The 17,123-nt window shown below is 38.9% G+C and carries 15 protein-coding genes; 6 read left to right on the top strand and 9 right to left on the bottom strand.

Going from position 1 to position 17,123, the window contains the following annotated elements; translation table 11 throughout:
* Positions 1–37 precede the first annotated feature (37 nt).
* On the top strand, positions 38–1,984 hold the full coding sequence (locus F1325_RS09015) for an exoribonuclease II (protein WP_109372353.1): 1,947 nt from the start codon (positions 38–40) through the stop codon (positions 1,982–1,984).
* A gap of 186 nt (positions 1,985–2,170) precedes the next feature.
* Entirely contained in the window at positions 2,171–2,719 is a 549-nt protein-coding gene (locus tag F1325_RS09010; protein ID WP_109372354.1) for an RNA 2'-phosphotransferase, read from the top strand.
* Positions 2,720–2,791: 72 nt separating this feature from the next.
* Here the strand turns inward: F1325_RS09010 and F1325_RS09005 are convergent, their stop codons facing one another.
* The 6 genes from F1325_RS09005 to pgpB all read right to left on the bottom strand — a co-directional run bounded on the left by F1325_RS09005 (position 2,792) and on the right by pgpB (position 6,793).
* Positions 2,792–3,202 carry a hypothetical protein gene (locus tag F1325_RS09005; protein ID WP_160230333.1) on the bottom strand — a complete coding sequence of 137 codons (411 nt, stop codon included), beginning with the start codon at positions 3,200–3,202 and terminating at the stop codon, positions 2,792–2,794.
* A 105-nt stretch (positions 3,203–3,307) separates the two neighbouring features.
* Positions 3,308–3,631, bottom strand: a complete 324-nt coding sequence (gene yciH, locus F1325_RS09000; protein WP_006536941.1) for a stress response translation initiation inhibitor YciH — start codon at positions 3,629–3,631, stop codon at positions 3,308–3,310.
* Positions 3,632–4,366 carry an orotidine-5'-phosphate decarboxylase gene (pyrF, locus tag F1325_RS08995; protein WP_109372356.1) on the bottom strand — a complete coding sequence of 245 codons (735 nt, stop codon included), beginning with the start codon at positions 4,364–4,366 and terminating at the stop codon, positions 3,632–3,634.
* Positions 4,367–4,411: 45 nt separating this feature from the next.
* Positions 4,412–5,584, bottom strand: a complete 1,173-nt coding sequence (gene lapB, locus F1325_RS08990) for a lipopolysaccharide assembly protein LapB (RefSeq protein ID WP_109372357.1) — start codon at positions 5,582–5,584, stop codon at positions 4,412–4,414.
* A 12-nt stretch (positions 5,585–5,596) separates the two neighbouring features.
* Positions 5,597–5,854 (bottom strand): LapA family protein, encoded by a 258-nt coding sequence (locus tag F1325_RS08985; RefSeq protein ID WP_232797478.1) that lies wholly within the window; start codon positions 5,852–5,854, stop codon positions 5,597–5,599.
* 219 nt (positions 5,855–6,073) lie between these two features.
* Entirely contained in the window at positions 6,074–6,793 is a 720-nt protein-coding gene (gene pgpB / locus F1325_RS08980) for a phosphatidylglycerophosphatase B (protein ID WP_109372359.1), read from the bottom strand.
* A 265-nt stretch (positions 6,794–7,058) separates the two neighbouring features.
* Between pgpB and ribA the strand changes: the two genes are divergently transcribed.
* Together ribA and F1325_RS08970 are read left to right on the top strand one after the other, a co-directional pair.
* Positions 7,059–7,658 (top strand): GTP cyclohydrolase II, encoded by a 600-nt coding sequence (gene ribA, locus F1325_RS08975; protein WP_109372360.1) that lies wholly within the window; start codon positions 7,059–7,061, stop codon positions 7,656–7,658.
* Positions 7,659–7,905: 247 nt separating this feature from the next.
* Positions 7,906–8,721: a MetQ/NlpA family lipoprotein gene (locus tag F1325_RS08970; protein WP_109372361.1), complete on the top strand. Its 816-nt coding sequence runs from the start codon at positions 7,906–7,908 to the stop codon at positions 8,719–8,721.
* 83 nt (positions 8,722–8,804) lie between these two features.
* Here F1325_RS08970 and acnA read toward each other — a convergent pair whose 3' ends face one another.
* On the bottom strand, positions 8,805–11,477 hold the full coding sequence (acnA, locus tag F1325_RS08965; protein ID WP_109372362.1) for an aconitate hydratase AcnA: 2,673 nt from the start codon (positions 11,475–11,477) through the stop codon (positions 8,805–8,807).
* Between the two features lie 218 nt (positions 11,478–11,695).
* On the opposite strand from acnA, the gene F1325_RS08960 reads away from it, so the two are divergent.
* Positions 11,696–12,526: a hypothetical protein gene (locus F1325_RS08960; RefSeq protein ID WP_109372363.1), complete on the top strand. Its 831-nt coding sequence runs from the start codon at positions 11,696–11,698 to the stop codon at positions 12,524–12,526.
* Positions 12,527–12,587: 61 nt separating this feature from the next.
* On the opposite strand, the gene cysB is transcribed toward F1325_RS08960, so the two are convergent.
* The gene (gene cysB / locus F1325_RS08955; RefSeq protein ID WP_109372364.1) at positions 12,588–13,562 is read right to left on the bottom strand and encodes an HTH-type transcriptional regulator CysB; all 975 of its coding nucleotides are present in this window, start codon (positions 13,560–13,562) and stop codon (positions 12,588–12,590) included.
* A gap of 364 nt (positions 13,563–13,926) precedes the next feature.
* Positions 13,927–16,524, bottom strand: a complete 2,598-nt coding sequence (gene topA / locus F1325_RS08950) for a type I DNA topoisomerase (protein WP_109372365.1) — start codon at positions 16,522–16,524, stop codon at positions 13,927–13,929.
* A 307-nt stretch (positions 16,525–16,831) separates the two neighbouring features.
* Here topA and F1325_RS08945 point away from each other — a divergent pair, with 307 nt between their 5' ends.
* Positions 16,832–17,080 (top strand): YciN family protein, encoded by a 249-nt coding sequence (locus tag F1325_RS08945; RefSeq protein ID WP_069369238.1) that lies wholly within the window; start codon positions 16,832–16,834, stop codon positions 17,078–17,080.
* The last annotated feature ends 43 nt before the right edge of the window (positions 17,081–17,123 follow it).

Raw genomic sequence — 17,123 nt, 5'->3', positions numbered from 1 at the left:
ACTTTTATTATTAAAACTGCCGACTTTCCGGAAAAATATGTTTCAAGACAATCCGCTGCTTGCACAGCTAAAACAGCAACTCCATGCCCAAACACCGCGCGTGGAAGGCCTTGTAAAGGGAACAGATAAAGGCTTTGGCTTCCTTGAAGTTGATGGTCAGAAAAGCTATTTTATTCCCCCTCCGCAAATGAAAAAAGTGATGCACGGCGACAGAGTTATTGCTGCCGTTCATACAAACGGCGATAAAGAATCGGTTGAACCCGAAGAATTGGTTGAACCTTTCTTAACGCGTTTTGTTGGTCGTATTCAGAAAAAAGAAGGTGATAACCGTCTGTGGATAGTACCCGATCACCCTCTCTTAAAAGATGCTATTCCTTGCCGTCCTGCTCAAGGCTTAACACATAGCTTTGTTGATCAAGATTGGGCTGTTGCCGTAATGCGTCGTCACCCACTTAATAAAGGTGATAAAGGTTTTCAGGCTGAAATTACAGACTATATTACCGATAAAGACGATCACTTTGCGCCTTGGTGGGTAACCTTAATGCGTCATCAGCTTGAACGTGATGCGCCTGAAATGGGTGACGAAGCGCTCACATTACATGATACTTTACCTCGTGAAGATCTGACTTCTCTCTCCTTTGTCACTATTGATAGTGCATCAACAGAAGATATGGATGACGCCCTCTTTATTCGTAAAGAAGAGAACGGTCAACTCACACTCTTTATCGCTATTGCGGATCCAACCGCTTATATTCTGCCTAATAGTGAATTAGATAAAATTGCCGCACAACGTGCACTAACTAACTATCTGCCAGGCTTTAATATCCCAATGTTGCCTCGCGAACTGTCAGACAATGTTTGCTCATTACGTCCTAATGAGAAACGTCCTGCATTAGTTTGCCAAGTGAGTATTACCGAAGATGGCTCATTGCTTGAAGATATTCACTTCTATTCTGCGTGGGTAGAATCAAAAGCTAAGCTAGTTTATGACCATATTTCAGATTGGTTAGAAGGTGAAAACACCCAATGGCAACCTGAAAATGAGATTGTTCATGAACAAGTGATGTTATTAAAAGAAATGTGTGAAAAACGTCATGAATGGCGTGAAAAACATGCTCTGGTCTTTAAAGAACGCCCTGATTACCGTTTTATTCTTGATGAAGGCGGCAATGTTTTAGATATCGTTGCAGAAAAACGCCGTATCGCAAACCGTATTGTTGAAGAAGCGATGATCACCGCCAATATCTGTGCAGCAAAAGTACTAGCGAAAAACTTAGGTTTTGGCGTTTACAACGTTCATACAGGCTTTGATCCACTTTATATCGATCAAGTTGTGCAGACATTAAAAGATAACGGTATTGAAACTACATCTGAAAGTTTATTAACGCTTGAAGGTTTCTGCCAATTGCGTCGTGAGCTTGATAATCAGCCAAATCAATTCCTTGATAGCCGTATTCGCCGCTTCCAAAACTTTGCTGAAATCAAAGCTGAGCCAGGTCCTCACTTTGGTTTAGGATTAGAAGCTTACGCAACATGGACTTCACCAATTCGTAAGTACAGTGATATTTTAAATCACCGTTTGCTCAAAGCGATTATCAGCAAAGAAAGTGCTGAAAAACCACAAGAAGAAGATGGTATTCGTATTGCAGAGCGTCGCCGCGCTAATCGTATGGCCGAACGCGATGTGGGTGATTGGTTATATGCGCGTTTCTTAAAACCTTTTGCTGGCACTGAAACACCATTTAATGCCGAAATTATCGATATTACTCGTGGTGGTGTTCGTGTTCGTCTAGTTGAAAATGGTGCTGTTGCCTTTATTCCTGCACCATTCTTACATGCTGTACGTGATGAAATTCAATGTAGCCAAGAAACAGGCACCGTCATTGTGAAAGGTGAAACTGCTTATAAGCTCAATGATATCATTCCTGTACGCATTGAAGATGTGAAGCTGGAAACACGCAATATCGTTGCTCGCCCTATCTAATAGGACTTAAATCGGTATACAATGAGGCTGATAGTTCACTTAGAACTATCGGCTTTTTTTATATCTCTAATTTAGAGTCAAACTAGTGATAAAAAAAGAACATTAAAAAGAACGGAAATGCTTTTATGATGCATTGGTATTTTCTCTTGCATCATAAATTTAATAATTAATAAATGGATTAAATCAATGAAAGACAAAATACAAATTAGTCGTTTTTTAAGCTATATCTTACGTCATGCCCCTGAAAGTATCGGTTTAACATTGGATAAGCAAGGATGGGGAGAAATATCAAAATTAATCCCATTAGCACAAAAAAATGGTACACCGCTAACCCTTGAATTAATTAAAGACGTTGTAGAAACCAATGATAAAAAGCGTTTTGCTATTTCAGAAGATGGGCTTTTTATTCGCGCAGTGCAAGGTCATTCACTTAAAACCACCGTTGGTTATCAACCAATAAAGCCACCAACAATACTCTATCACGGCACGGCAACTCGCTTTATCGATAGTATTTTTGATCAAGGTTTAATTCCTAATGGTCGTCAATATGTTCATCTTTCACAGGAATATAAAACAGCTGTGAATGTTGGCAATCGTCATGGAAAAGCAGTCGTTTTAACCGTTGATAGTGAAAACATGTTTAGTGATGGATTTGAATTTTATCACGCAGATAATGGTGTTTGGCTAACACTTGCTGTGCCTGTGAAGTATCTAAAAATCAACGAGAAAAAATAGAATGAAATGCAAAAAAATAGGTGACATTGTCACCTATAATCATATTTATGGATTTCGCTGTTTTCTTAATAATTAATCAGGGTGACCAGTGATCGTGATTTTAGTGCCTTTCTTATCTTCTTCTAACACAAACTCCGTAAAACCACCTGAAAACTGTTGCTCTATCATTAATTTCTTTAGATTTTCCCATTTATAATCAACAGAAACACCGTCTTTTGTATATTCTTTTTGGATGTTATTGTTCACTTTAATGGTTTTTACAAGATAATCTTCATCGTGTTCATTGACATATTTTTTATATGCATCTGCAATTGAAAGCCCAGCATAAACACAATGTGTTATTGCGCCATTCTCATAAACTTCATCCATGGTCTGTTCTGGTGAAGAACAATATTTGTTATGAACAATTATTTTATCCGCAGTCGTTTCTGCAAAAAGCGCAGAAGAATATAATAGTGCAACAATCATCAAGTACGCTTTCATAAAATACCTTTTAAAAGACATCTATTAGTGACAATAAAAAATGCGCTAATCTCAATAGAAAATTAGCGCATTATCATTCATTTCATTGCTATCTAGCTAGTTAAATCAGCCACCAGCAAGTTTAACCTTCATTCCTTTGGCTTCTAATAGCGATTTAATTAAATCACGTTTATCACCTTGGATCTCAATTAAACCGTCTTTGACACTCCCACCGCAGCCACATTTTTTCTTCAGTTCAGCCGCAAGTTTCGCTAACTCTGCATCATCCAGATCAATACCTGAAACAACGCATACACCTTTACCTTTACGTCCGCTAGTTTGTCTCTGAATACGCACAATACCATCACCAGCAGGACGTACTGGCTTTTGTTCTTCTTCTTTTATGCGACCCGTATCTGTGGAATAAACCAAACGAGAGTTATTATCCATTTACATACCTTGTATAGAACGATTAATTTGTTGCAATGTTTCATGAGGGTTATCGCTACGAGTAATAGGACGACCAATCACCATATAATCAACGCCTGCCGCAATGGCTTGCTCTGGTGTCATTACACGACGCTGATCGCCGATATCACTTCCTGCTGGACGAATACCCGGAGTAACTAATAAGAAATCATCACCACAAACTTGTTTAAAACGTGTTGCTTCATGTGCAGAGCAGACAACACCATCAAGACCACAAGATTTTGTCAGTAACGCTAAACGTTCTGCTTGTTCTGCGGGCGTCAATGTTATTCCCAATTCAATTAAATCAGATTGATCCATACTGGTAAGTACAGTCACTGCAGTTAAAAGTGGCGCGTCTTTACCAAAGGTAGCAAGACTCTCTTTGGCAGCACGCATCATACGACCGCCACCACTCGCGTGTACATTAACCATCCATACACCTAAATCAGCAGCGGCTGCAACGGCTCTTGCAACAGTATTGGGAATATCATGGAATTTTAAATCGAGGAAAATATCAAACCCTTCTTTTTGTAATTGAGTCACAAACTGAGGTCCAAAACGGGTAAACATCTCCTTACCAATTTTTAAACGACAAGATGAGGGATCGATACGCTGTGCAAAATCTAATGCACTTTTTTGGTCTTCATAGTCTAGTGCCACAATAACGGGCGCGCAGGTAAGCTCGGGCGATTTCTTATCACAATGAAATGACATTTTAGGGCCTTTATTTATAGAGAGACTATTAAAAAAGTGACATCGTCACTGACCATCTAAACCGCGAATAGGTTTAACGGTATCCCATGAACGACAGGATGGACAATGCCAATATAATGCATGAGAGGTAAAACCACATTTATGGCAACGATAATCTGGTTTCGTGCGAATTTGTTCACCAACCATATAGCGCAATAAGATAAGGCTCTCTTTGGCGCGTCCTTCTTCTGCTTCTGCTAAATGGTAACGCATTAAACGATAGAACAAGCGCATGGTTGGATGACGCTCTAATTGACGATTAATGTATAACTGAGCTGCTTCAATACCTTCTTTAGCTTCAATAATGTCAGCAAGGTAAAGCTCCGCAATCGCACCACAATTACTATCCACACATTGACGTAAATAAGTTTCCCAACGAGCATTATCGTCGCCTTGAGCTTGGAAACATTCAAAAAGCATAGGTAAGGTTTCACTGACCATCTCTTTATCTTGCTCAATAACTTTCATTAAAACATCGATAGCTTTTTGTTTATCATCACGAGCAATATAGATACGACCATACATAATTGAAACACGAGCACAAAGCGGGTCTGTTTGCCCTGCTTTTTGTAAGAAATTGAGCGCGCTCTCAAGATTATCGCTACTCATTTCTTGTAACGCCAATTCACAATAGAAATGGGCGATCTGCTCTTTAAGCTCGCGTTGTCCCAATTTTACTAATTTTTCAGCCGTTTCAATGGCTTTTCCCCAATCACTGGTTAATTGGTAAATAGCTAACAGCGATTGCAACGCACTTTGGCGAAATTCATGCTCATCAATAAGTTGCTGAAACATATTTTCAGCGCGATCGTAAACACCCGCAGCCACATAGTCACGGCCTAACTGTTGAACAGCAAGTAGGCGTTGCTCAAAGGAAAGTGCAGCACTTTCCATTAGCGATTGGTGGATACGAATAGCGCGCTCGACTTCGCCACGAGAGCGAAAAAGATTACCTAAAGTAAGATGAGCTTCAAAAGCAGAGCTATCTTCTTTAAGCATTTCGAGGAAAAGATCAACTGCTTTATCTTGTTGATCAGAAAGTAAGAAGTTAACACCCGCCACATACTCACGTGACAGGCGATCGGCGTTCTGCTGTTTGTCCTGTTGGGCGCCACGACGCCCCATATACCAGCCGTAAGCCGCAGCGACAGGTAATAACAGAAACAGCAATTCTAGCATCAGCTATCGTCCTTATTTCGTAGCAGAAGCAACCGTTGGGCGACTTTCTTGGTTTTCTTGTTTTGTTTGGGCGCTTTCAAGACGTTTAATTTTACGTTTTGCTCGACCTAGTGATAAGCGTACACGTAGATAAAAAACACCACTTACAATCCAGCCAAGTACAAAACCCATACCAAACAGGGTAGCTAACAAGGTAGAAATACGATATTCACCTTGAGCGATAAGATAATTGAATGTGACTACCTGATCGTTATTTGTGCCTAAAGTCATGGCAATCACCACGATGGCAAGAACAAGAATAACCAAAATAAAAAGTAGGACTTTTTTCACATTATTTCCTTTTTTATTCTCTTTTCTTTAGTAGACAGATAAAGGTAGCATTTTCACTGCGCACAAAGAAAGTCATTTCTTAGAATCATCTGATTTTCGTATATTTTTTCATATAAATACTGAAAAAGACATTCTATATCTCAAAAATAAGGGCTATTGTCAGGGTTTGAGTAATAAACGCCGCTCAATCACCTTAAATGCACACCAAACCAGCACGGTGCTGATAAGAATACCGACAATCACATCAGATGCCCAGTGCATTCCTAATACAATACGCCCTACCGTGACATCAATTCCCCATAATAACCCGAGTGACGCTAAAAAATAATGACGGCGCAACATAAAAAGGACAAAAACAAATAATGCGAGTGTCGCTGAAAATAAACTATGACCAGACGGAAAAGCATAACCTGTTTCAGTTTTCCAATATTTAAGTTGCCATTCAGGGACCACAGGTGAGTTGGCTAATCCATTTTGGAGTAATTGTTCTCGCTCAGGTCTTGATACTTGATAAAAAGCTTCAGAGCTAATGTGCAAATTTTCACTAACCCAAACAACATAAGGGCGAGGCTCTTTTACTGCATTTTTAACCGCGACCTTAATTAATTGCCCAATAGATAATGTTGCAATAATTATCACGGCTAATTGAATGAAACGGTTACGTTTTAATTTCAACACCATAAAAAGCAATGCTAACAAAACAATAATAGTCACAGCGCTCCAAGGTTTTGCTGCACTATCAGCTATCCATAATGTGCTTATCCCGCCTAAAGGGTGATCAGTAGGTTGCCACTTCCAACCCAATATCAACACAGCACTTGGTATGATTAAGAGCAACATACTACCTAACAGAATCAACTTTGTTACTTGCTTATTCAATATATTGCCTCTTCTTAAATACAAATGTTCTCATCCATTTACAGCTAAAGATTATCAGTATAAACGATGCAAGTTTAGCAATAAATCATTATGCACTCGGCATCAAAATCTGATAATTTGTTGAAGTGTGATTTAATAAGTGTGTGTTATTCATTTCCTTACCTATGAGGCCTGGAAATATTTCAGTGTATTATTTCTCTTTGTTCTCGTTATAAAGTGTATAATCTTGGACGAGAGTATCACCTGAAATTATGAGTCAAAAATAATGAAATTAAGACGTATCGCAGAAGCAAAACTACCGACGCCTTTTGGCGAGTTTTTAATGGTCGGTTTTGAAGAAATCGCAACAGGAAAAGATCATGTCGCTCTAGTTTATGGCGATATTTCAGGCTCAGAGCCCGTATTATCTCGTATTCATTCAGAGTGCCTAACGGGCGATGCCCTATTTAGTTTACGTTGTGATTGTGGTTTCCAACTTGAAGCAGCACTTTCACAAATAAGTAAAGTAGGTCGTGGCGTATTACTTTATCATCGCCAAGAAGGCAGAAATATTGGATTGCTAAATAAAATACGAGCCTATGCATTACAAGATAAAGGTTTAGATACCGTTGAAGCGAACCTTGAGTTAGGTTTTAAAGCTGACGAACGCGATTTTACCCTTTGTGCTGACATGTATAACCTCTTAGGTGTTCATGAAGTTCGGTTATTAACCAATAATCCGAAGAAAATTGAAATCATGAAAGCCGCAGGAATTAATGTTATCGAGCGAGTTCCTTTGATTGTCGGGCGTAATCCAAGTAATGCACATTATCTTGATACTAAAGCCGATAAAATGGGCCATCTTTTATTTAAGAAAGCGCAATAATAAAGTAACAACACAACATTAATTATTTTCAAATCCGAGCCTGAGTTGCTCGGATTTTTTATTTATTCTTTTTATTTTATTACCTTGTAAATTTATTCTTTATCTATTTTTCTTCTCTTACATCTTATTTTTATGTCTTTTTTATCATTAAATTATATCATGTAAAAATTTGTCATATGCGATTTTATTGACTATCTATCTGATTCTAAGTTATTTATTAATAAATAAATTTTGATAGGAATGCATTATGCCATTACATTTTTCTGGTAGGGTTTTCGGCGCGCTTTTATTAGCAGGAACATTATTGACTGGTTGTGATAATAGCGATAAAAACAGCTATTCAATCAAGGTTGGTGTGATTAATGGTGCTGAACAAGATGTGGCTGAAATTGCCAAAAAAGTCGCAAAAGAAAAATATGGCTTAGAGGTTGAATTGGTAAGTTTCAGCGGTTCTTTATTGCCTAATGATCCCACTGCAAATAAAGAACTTGATGCCAATGTTTTTCAACATCGCCCTTTTCTTGCCCAAGATAATCAATCTCGTGGTTACAATTTAGTGGCTGTTGGTAATACCTTTGTTTTTCCTATGGCGGGCTATTCAACTAAAATCAAACACCCTTCGGAGTTAAAATCAGGCGATACCATTGCAGTTCCTAACGATCCCACCAATTTAGGTCGAGCATTACTGTTACTAGATAAAGAAAAGCTTATTACGCTAAAACCAAACAGTGGTTTATTGCCTACGGCTATCGACATTATTGATAATCCACTTAAGCTTAAAATTATGGAGCTAGAAGGTGCGCAATTACCACGGGTTTTAAACGATCCCAAAGTAACTGTCGCTATTATCAGTACAACTTATATCCAGCAAATTAATTTATCACCGACCAAAGACAGTATTTTTATTGAAGATAAAAACTCTCCTTACACCAATATTATTGTGACAAGGGAAGAGAACAAAGATGCTGATAATGTACGTGATTTTATCAAAGCATATCAATCTCCCGAAGTTGCCACGGCTGCCGAAACCATTTTTAACGGTGGTGCAATTCAGGGCTGGTGATTGTTATTACAAAAAGAAAAGATAAAAAAATGCCCCATTATTTTTATAATGGGGCATTGTTATTAACTACGTTACAAAACTAATTAAAGCATATTACGAATAACATAATGCAATATGCCACCATGTTGGAAATAGGCTAATTCAGTTTGAGTATCAATACGACAACGCGCCATAATAGTTTCAGTACGATTATCTGCGAAAGTAATATTAACCGCGACATCTTGGCTCGGTATTAATGCATTAAGCCCTGTGATCTCAATTTTCTCATCACCTTTTAAGCCCAATGTTTGACGAGATACCCCTTTAGGAAACTCTAAAGGTAAAACTCCCATACCGATTAAGTTAGAACGGTGAATACGCTCAAAAGAGCCTGCAATCACCACACGTACACCTAATAGACGTGTTCCTTTTGCCGCCCAGTCACGGCTAGAGCCTGAACCATATTCACTACCAGCAATAATTGCCAACGGCGTATTTTCTTGCTGATAACGCATTGAAGCATCATAAATAGCCAATATTTCACCAGTTGGAATATGCTTGGTAAAACCACCTTCGATTCCCGGCACCATTTCGTTACGAATACGAATATTGGCAAATGTGCCTCGCATCATGACTTCATGATTGCCACGTCTTGAACCATAAGAGTTAAAATCTTTCGGCTCGACACCATGTTCACGCAGATAACGCCCTGCGGGACTATCCGCCTTAATATTACCTGCGGGTGAAATATGATCCGTTGTCACCGAATCACCTAAAATAGCCAAAATACTGGCTTGATGAATGTCTTTAATCGGAGCCGGTGTTTTTGACATACCTTCAAAGAAAGGAGGATGTCGAATATAGGTAGAGTCTGGTTGCCAATCATAGACGGGTGTATCTTGTGTTTGCAATGATTTCCATGTTTTATCACCTTCAAACACGGCGGAGTACTCTTTATGAAACATCTCTGTTTTAACTTTCTCAACAGCATCTGCAATAGCTTTACTGTCAGGCCAAATATCTTTTAAATAAACGGGAGCACCCTGTTTATCTTTACCTAATGGCTCTTTAGTAAGATCAATATTCATATTTCCTGATAAAGCATAAGCAACCACTAAAGGCGGCGATGCTAACCAGTTGGTTTTCACTAAGGGATGAATTCGACCTTCAAAGTTACGGTTACCAGATAATACAGCCGCAATAGTTAAGTCATTATCTTTAATCGCACTTTCAATCGGTGCTAATAAAGGCCCGGAGTTGCCAATACATGTTGTGCAACCATATCCCACAAGATTAAACCCTAACTCATCAAGATAAGGCGTTAATCCTGCTAGATTAAGATAATCCGTGACGACTTTAGATCCAGGAGCCAAAGAAGACTTAACCCAAGGCTTACGCTGTAATCCTTTTTCTACCGCATTTTTAGCGAGTAATCCTGCTGCCATTAAGACATTAGGGTTTGATGTGTTGGTACATGATGTGATCGCCGCAATAACGACGGCACCATCGGTTAACTCAAATGCAGGATAATCATCAATTTTTACTTGAGGAAACTGCGTCAGTGGTTTCTTATTGGTTTCAAGATCTACAGCTGCTTTAAATGCCCTAGGTACACTCGGCAGATTAACTCTATCTTGAGGGCGTTTAGGCCCTGCAAGACTCGCTTCAACGGTTCCCATATCTAACGATAATGTTGACGTAAAGATAGGTTCATCACCTGTATGTCGCCATAGACCTTGCTCTTTGCTATAAGCTTCAACAAGTGCAATTTCTTGTTCTTCACGCCCTGTTAAACGCAAATAATCAAGGGTGATCTCATCTATTGGGAAGAATCCACAGGTCGCGCCATACTCTGGCGACATATTCGCTATTGTTGCACGATCAGCTAAAGGTAATGACGCTAAACCATCACCATAAAACTCCACAAATTTACCCACAACACCATGAGCACGTAACATCTGTGTGACAGTTAATACCAGATCAGTTGCCGTGATCCCTTCACGTAATCTTCCTGTCAATTTAAAGCCAACAACATCTGGAATTAGCATGGAGATAGGTTGTCCTAACATTGCGGCTTCTGCTTCAATGCCTCCTACACCCCAACCTAAAACACCAAGACCATTTATCATTGTGGTGTGAGAATCTGTGCCCACTAAAGTATCAGGATAAGCCACATGACGCCCATTTTGCACCTCAGACCAAATAGCTTTACCTAAGTACTCCAAGTTTACCTGATGGCAAATTCCTGTACCTGGCGGCACGACACGAAAGCGTTCAAAGGATTGCTGCCCCCAACGTAAAAAAAGGTAGCGTTCATAGTTACGCTCCATTTCAATTTCCACGTTTTCAGCAAACGCATTTTTACTGGCATATTCATCAACCATAACAGAGTGGTCAATAACCAAATCTACGGGTGATAATGGATTAACTTTATCCACTTGCCCGCCCAAAGATTTCACAGCTTCACGCATAGCCGCTAAATCAACAACTGCAGGCACACCTGTAAAATCTTGCATAAGTACCCTTGCAGGTCGATATGCAATTTCTCGTGATGCATGTGCTGTTTTTTGCCACTCAACGAGTGCCTTAATATCCTCGTCAACAACAGTATCATTGTCGAGATAACGCACTAAATTTTCTAGTAACACCTTCAGAGACTTAGGAAGACGGGTAATATCGCCTAATTGGCGGGCGACTTCTGAAAGACGGTAGTACTCGTATTCTTGAGATCCGACTAAGAGCGTGGAATGGCTCTCTTTTTTCAAACGTAACGACATAGCTCCTCCTTCTTATTTTTATACTGACAGCATGTTTAAACCATCAAAATAGGTAAGGTTATTTATTAAACATATCATATAACGCCGAATTTCGCTTAAAGACCACACAATTTGTTAACGTAATGTTATGGGTGTCATAGTGTTAATAAATTTTAATCTCAGGATTTTCGCTTAATTAGGATTTAATGGTGGAGGTATGACTACGTAAGGATACTTTTATGAGTAATAAACAATCTGATTTACTTAAAAATATTATGAATGCGGATCGCTATTTTGCAGAACCTATTACACCTCCTTTTCCGCAAACCTTATCGATGAATGCATTACATTCTCAAAATATAAAAGATACCGAAGGCTTAGTGCAATTTATCATCGCGTCACCAAAACCTTTTGAGCCTTCCGAAATAGAAAAAATGTCACAACTTAAAAATATTCAAATTGGACTCATTTCTATTATGGCAAACCATCTTGCCGCATTAAAAAAAGAGGATAATGAAGCCTATTATCGCCCCGAGCATTGGTTAGATACGCTCAACCATTTACCTCTTCTAGGGCACAATAAAATAGAAACAAAAAAACTTCATAAGCAAACCTTTGATTTTTCTGTTGCTCAAGCGTTTATTCAATTATTACTAGGAGCGGCAATCAATGCCACCTCTCCTGCACTTGGAGAATTTATTGATTTTTTACGTACCCAAGGACAAAAAATAGAAGTCGGCTTACGAAACTCATTAGACAGCTATCAAACGATAACTATTGCGGGGATCACGGAGATACTCAATCATAATAATCATCTTATTTTTGTTCCAAAGCTGAAAATTTTGAGCCTACGTTTTTCTTATCAATCAGCAAAAATGCTACTCGCCAGCTGTATCGGTCGTAAATTTACCCTCTCTTTAGAGTACACCACAATTACCTCTGTATTTGATGCTAGTGCACTTGATGATCCACTGATTAACCAGCAGTTTTATGATTTTTTAAACAAATATCGTCAGCTAAGCATTGCAAAATCAGATGCTTTTTTTAGTGGGGATTTTTATTTGAAATGAGTAATAACAGAAATTAGATTTATGAACACGCTTGAAGGCGGGAATGACCCGCCTTTCAGTATTACACTAATGGTAATTCGATATCTTTAAATAACTCTTCAATCTCTTCGTTAGTTCGCAACGCAACAGCTTGCTCAATCAAATTACGCGTAAGATGGGGAGCAAAACGCCACATAAAATCATACATATAGCCACGTAAGAAACCACTACGGCGAAACGCAATTTTAGTGGTGCTATAACTAAACTTATCACGCATATCAATGGCAACTAAATCGCTATCGAGTACAGGATCAAATGCCATGCTGGCAATCACACCAATACCTAAATGCAGTCTCACATAAGTTTTAATAACATCCGCATCGGTTGCAGTGAAAACAATTTTAGGTTTCAACCCTACTTTACCGAAGGCATCATCAAGATCTGAACGCCCAGTGAACCCCTGGGTATAAGTGACAATATCGTAGTTTGCGAGCTCTTTAAGCGTCACTTCTCGTTTTTGTGCCAGTGGATGATCTTTAGAAACCACCACAATGCGGTTCCAACGATAACAAGGTAGCATCACTAAATCGTTATAAAGATGCAGTGATTCTGTCGCTATTGCAAAATCACTTTTACCTCTGCATACATCTTCAGCAATTTGCGTTGGTGAACCTTGGTTCATATGTAATGAAACATCCGGATAACGCTCAATAAAACCTTTTATTACTGGAGGTAATACATAACGAGCTTGCGTATGCGTTGTTGCAATCGATAGTGAGCCTCTATCTGGATAAGTGTGCTCACCCGCCGCTGATCGAATAGCTTCTGTTTTTGACAAAATCTCTCTAGACAGCCTTACAATTTCTTCACCTGCTGGTGTCACATGCGTTAGATGCTTGCCACTGCGAGAAAATATTTGTATACCTAACTCATCTTCTAACATGCGAATTTGTTTACTTATTCCCGGTTGAGATGTATACAAACGCTCTGCCGTGGTCGAAACATTTAAATCGTTATTCACCACTTCAACGATATAACGCAACTGTTGTAATTTCATGGAGAGGCTATCCCTTCAACAAAAGACTTATTATTCCGTTATTCTATTTATATTCATATAACTAAAAAGAATAATAAAGATGTAATATATAACCACTATATCACTTATTTCATTTCGGTCTAACGTAATTAATAGTGTTATTTAGGTTTTGTTATATCGAATAGTTATAAGCTATAAATAAGCATAAAAAAAGCCGACCTTATCTATCAGCTTCTATTTCATAATATTAGTGCCACTAAATTATTTAATCACACTACATACCATTCTTGCACCGTCGTCACCAAGAGCTTGGATCATCAGTGTTAATACAAAAAAGCGACTAACTCTCATTAGTCGCTTTTTTATTTATCACGTAATGCCAATGTTATTTGGTTTTTTCAACCCATTTGCCATCGACATAAAACGCAGACCAACCTGTTGCCTTGCCATCTTTCTCTGAAGAAACATATTGCTGTTTTGTTTTACGACTAAAACGCACAATAGTTGGGTTTCCTTCAGGATCAGCTACCGGAGCTTCTGCTAAATAGCGCATTTTCTCTGCTAAACGGTCTTTAAAGCGAACCAGTTCTTCTACTTTTGGCGCACGCGTTTCTCTTGATTTAGGGAACGTGTTTGCGGCCAAGAAGACACCAGCAGCACCGTCTCGTAAGACAAAGTAAGCATCTGATTTTTCGCATAGCAATTCAGGAAGTGGAACAGGATCTTCCTTCGGTGGTGCAATTTCACCGCTTTTTAAGATTTTACGGGTATTTTTACAATCATCATTAGTACAACCCATGTATTTACCAAAACGCCCCATTTTCAGGTGCATTTCAGAACCACATTTATCGCACTCAATAACTGGACCTTCATAACCTTTTAAGCGGAATTCACCTTCTTCAACTTCATAACCATCACATGCAGGGTTATTACCACAAACATGTAATTTACGATGAGTATCAATCAGGTAACTGTCCATTGCAGTACCACATTTCGGGCAACGGCGACGTGCACGTAATGCATTAGTTTCTGCATCTTCCCCTTCAAGAATATTTAATAATTCATCTTCAGGGATAAGGTTGATGGTTTGCTTACAACGCTCTTTTGGTGGTAAAGCATAGCCCGAACACCCTAAGAATACGCCTGTTGTCGCCGTTCTAATTCCCATATGGCGAGAACAAGTTGGACATTCAATCGACGTGATCACCATTGGATTTGGTCGCATTCCACCTTCTTCAGGATCTTTTTCAGCGACATCTAATTGCTGACTAAAATCGGTGAAGAATGCATCTAATACCTCTTTCCAATTTTCTTCATTATTAGCAACATGGTCGAGGTGATCTTCCATTTGCGCAGTAAAATCGTAATTCATTAAATCGCTAAAATTCTCTTCTAAGCGATCCGTTACAATTTCACCCATTTTTTCTGCATAAAAACGACGGTTTTCAACTTTCACATAACCACGATCTTGAATAGTGGAAATGATAGAAGCATACGTTGAAGGGCGGCCAATACCGCGCTTTTCTAACTCTTTAACTAAAGTCGCTTCGCTAAAACGTGCTGGTGGCTTAGTAAAGTGCTGAGTAGGTTCTAATTCAGCTAAAGCCAGTTTTGCCCCTACATCAACTGCAGGTAAGGTTTTGTCTTCATCTTTGTTACGCATCGCTGGCATGACTTTCGTCCAACCGGCAAAACGTAAAGTACGACCTTTAGCTCGTAGTTTATAATCACCTGATTCAACTGTTAATGTGGTTGAATCGTATTTTGCTGGTGTCATTTGACAAGCAACAAATTGATTCCAAATCAGTTGATATAAACGTTTGGCATCGTTATCCATATCTTTTAAAGATTCTGCGATAACGTTGATATCTGAAGGACGAATAGCTTCGTGCGCTTCTTGAGAATTTTCTTTGCTCGAATAAACATTTGGCTCTTTCGGCAAATATTTAGCGCCAAAATTCTCATTGATATAATCACGTGCCATTTGAATTGCATCCTGACTTAAGTTAGTTGAGTCAGTACGCATATAGGTTATATAACCAGCTTCATAAAGGCGCTGAGCTAGCATCATCGTCTTTTTCACACCAAAGCTTAAACGCGTACTTGCCGCTTGCTGTAAGGTTGATGTGATAAGTGGTGCGCTTGGTTTGCTTGATGTTGGTCTATCTTCACGATCTTTTACCGTGAAAGTTGCATTTTGTAATGCTTTAACCGCCACCTGTGTTTCATCGGATGAAACAGGGTTGAAGGCTTTATCATTATAATGCGTGACTTCCATACGCAACGGTTGCTCGTCAGGCGTTAACAATGACGCGTGCAATTGCCAATATTCTTCAGGAACAAAGGCTTTAATTTCACGCTCACGTTCAACTAAAAGACGCACAGCAACAGATTGCACTCGACCCGCAGATAATCCACGAGCAACTTTTTTCCAAAGTAAAGGTGAAACCATATAACCCACAACACGATCCATAAAGCGACGAGCTTGTTGTGCGTTAACGCGATCTATATTTAACTCACCCGGAGTTTGGAAAGCTTGTGTAATGGCATTTTTAGTGATTTCGTTAAAAACCACTCGACTAAATCGTTCATCATCACCGCCGATAACTTCGCGTAAATGCCACGCAATAGCTTCTCCTTCGCGGTCAAGGTCCGTTGCGAGATAGACATGATCAGCTTTCTCAGCCAATGCTTTTAGTTCAGCCACGACTTTTTCTTTGCCGGGTAGAATTTGATAGTTCGCATTCCATCCATTATAGGGATCAATTCCCATACGGCTGACTAAGGCTGATTTCTCATCCTTTTTAACTTTTTTCACGCCTTTCGTGGCGGATGAGTTTTCGCTCTTCTGGCTGCCAGAACCACTCTTTGGCAAATCACGAATGTGACCCACGCTAGATTTAACTACGTAGTCATTGCCAAGATATTTATTGATCGTTTTGGCTTTAGCCGGGGACTCCACGATAACAAGAGCTTTACCCATAATTACCTTTACCTAATTAAACTTTGTTATGACGGTATCGTTTAATACCTTCAACTAAAAAAATGTTTAAAATCTCTTTTTTATATTGCGTTAGTTTTGCAATATATCAACCTGTTTTTATTCAAAGCTTTTGTTTAAGCTCAAAACTCATAACTTTTTTTGAGGTATTTTAATCACCTCACTACTTTGACCGAGTACAGGTAAATCATTGTTTGCTACATATAGAGTAGCTAAGCTTTTAAAAATGCCACACTCTACCTGATAAAAAGTGAGGCGCAACAAATTATTTTTCTAAGGAGCACATATTATGTCAACACAAACTACACCGATTACAACAGAGATGCTACTTGAAAAAGCGAATAAAATCATATGTGAACATGAAGATTATTTACAAGGTATGCGTGCTGATTCGGTTGAACAGAAAGGTAATGTCCTCGTATTTAAAGGCGAATTTTTTTTAGATGAACAAGGTTTACCTACTGCAAAAAGCACAGCAGCATTCAACATGTTCAAGCATTTAGCTCATGTGTTATCTGATAAATACCATTTAGAATAAGTCATCTTCGTGATTATTTTTATTTAATCACTGAAGTAAATTA

The sequence above is a fragment of the Proteus columbae genome (assembly GCF_009914335.1).
Classification (GTDB): domain Bacteria; phylum Pseudomonadota; class Gammaproteobacteria; order Enterobacterales; family Enterobacteriaceae; genus Proteus.
This window is presented reverse-complemented; position numbering and strand designations above follow the sequence as displayed.

Bases quoted from the DNA above. Each gene is read 5' to 3' on its own strand.
- F1325_RS08970 (WP_109372361.1), top strand. From the start codon at position 7,906: ATGCCATTACATTTTTCTGGTAGGGTTTTCGGCGCGCTTTTATTAGCA.
- F1325_RS08960 (WP_109372363.1), top strand. From the start codon at position 11,696: ATGAGTAATAAACAATCTGATTTACTTAAAAATATTATGAATGCGGAT.
- F1325_RS09010 (WP_109372354.1), top strand. From the start codon at position 2,171: ATGAAAGACAAAATACAAATTAGTCGTTTTTTAAGCTATATCTTACGT.
- ribA (WP_109372360.1), top strand. From the start codon at position 7,059: ATGAAATTAAGACGTATCGCAGAAGCAAAACTACCGACGCCTTTTGGC.
- topA (WP_109372365.1), bottom strand. From the start codon at position 16,524: ATGGGTAAAGCTCTTGTTATCGTGGAGTCCCCGGCTAAAGCCAAAACG.
- F1325_RS09005 (WP_160230333.1), bottom strand. From the start codon at position 3,202: ATGAAAGCGTACTTGATGATTGTTGCACTATTATATTCTTCTGCGCTT.
- acnA (WP_109372362.1), bottom strand. From the start codon at position 11,477: ATGTCGTTACGTTTGAAAAAAGAGAGCCATTCCACGCTCTTAGTCGGA.
- F1325_RS09015 (WP_109372353.1), top strand. From the start codon at position 38: ATGTTTCAAGACAATCCGCTGCTTGCACAGCTAAAACAGCAACTCCAT.
- lapB (WP_109372357.1), bottom strand. From the start codon at position 5,584: ATGCTAGAATTGCTGTTTCTGTTATTACCTGTCGCTGCGGCTTACGGC.
- yciH (WP_006536941.1), bottom strand. From the start codon at position 3,631: ATGGATAATAACTCTCGTTTGGTTTATTCCACAGATACGGGTCGCATA.
- F1325_RS08945 (WP_069369238.1), top strand. From the start codon at position 16,832: ATGTCAACACAAACTACACCGATTACAACAGAGATGCTACTTGAAAAA.
- pyrF (WP_109372356.1), bottom strand. From the start codon at position 4,366: ATGTCATTTCATTGTGATAAGAAATCGCCCGAGCTTACCTGCGCGCCC.
- F1325_RS08985 (WP_232797478.1), bottom strand. From the start codon at position 5,854: ATGACTTTAGGCACAAATAACGATCAGGTAGTCACATTCAATTATCTT.
- cysB (WP_109372364.1), bottom strand. From the start codon at position 13,562: ATGAAATTACAACAGTTGCGTTATATCGTTGAAGTGGTGAATAACGAT.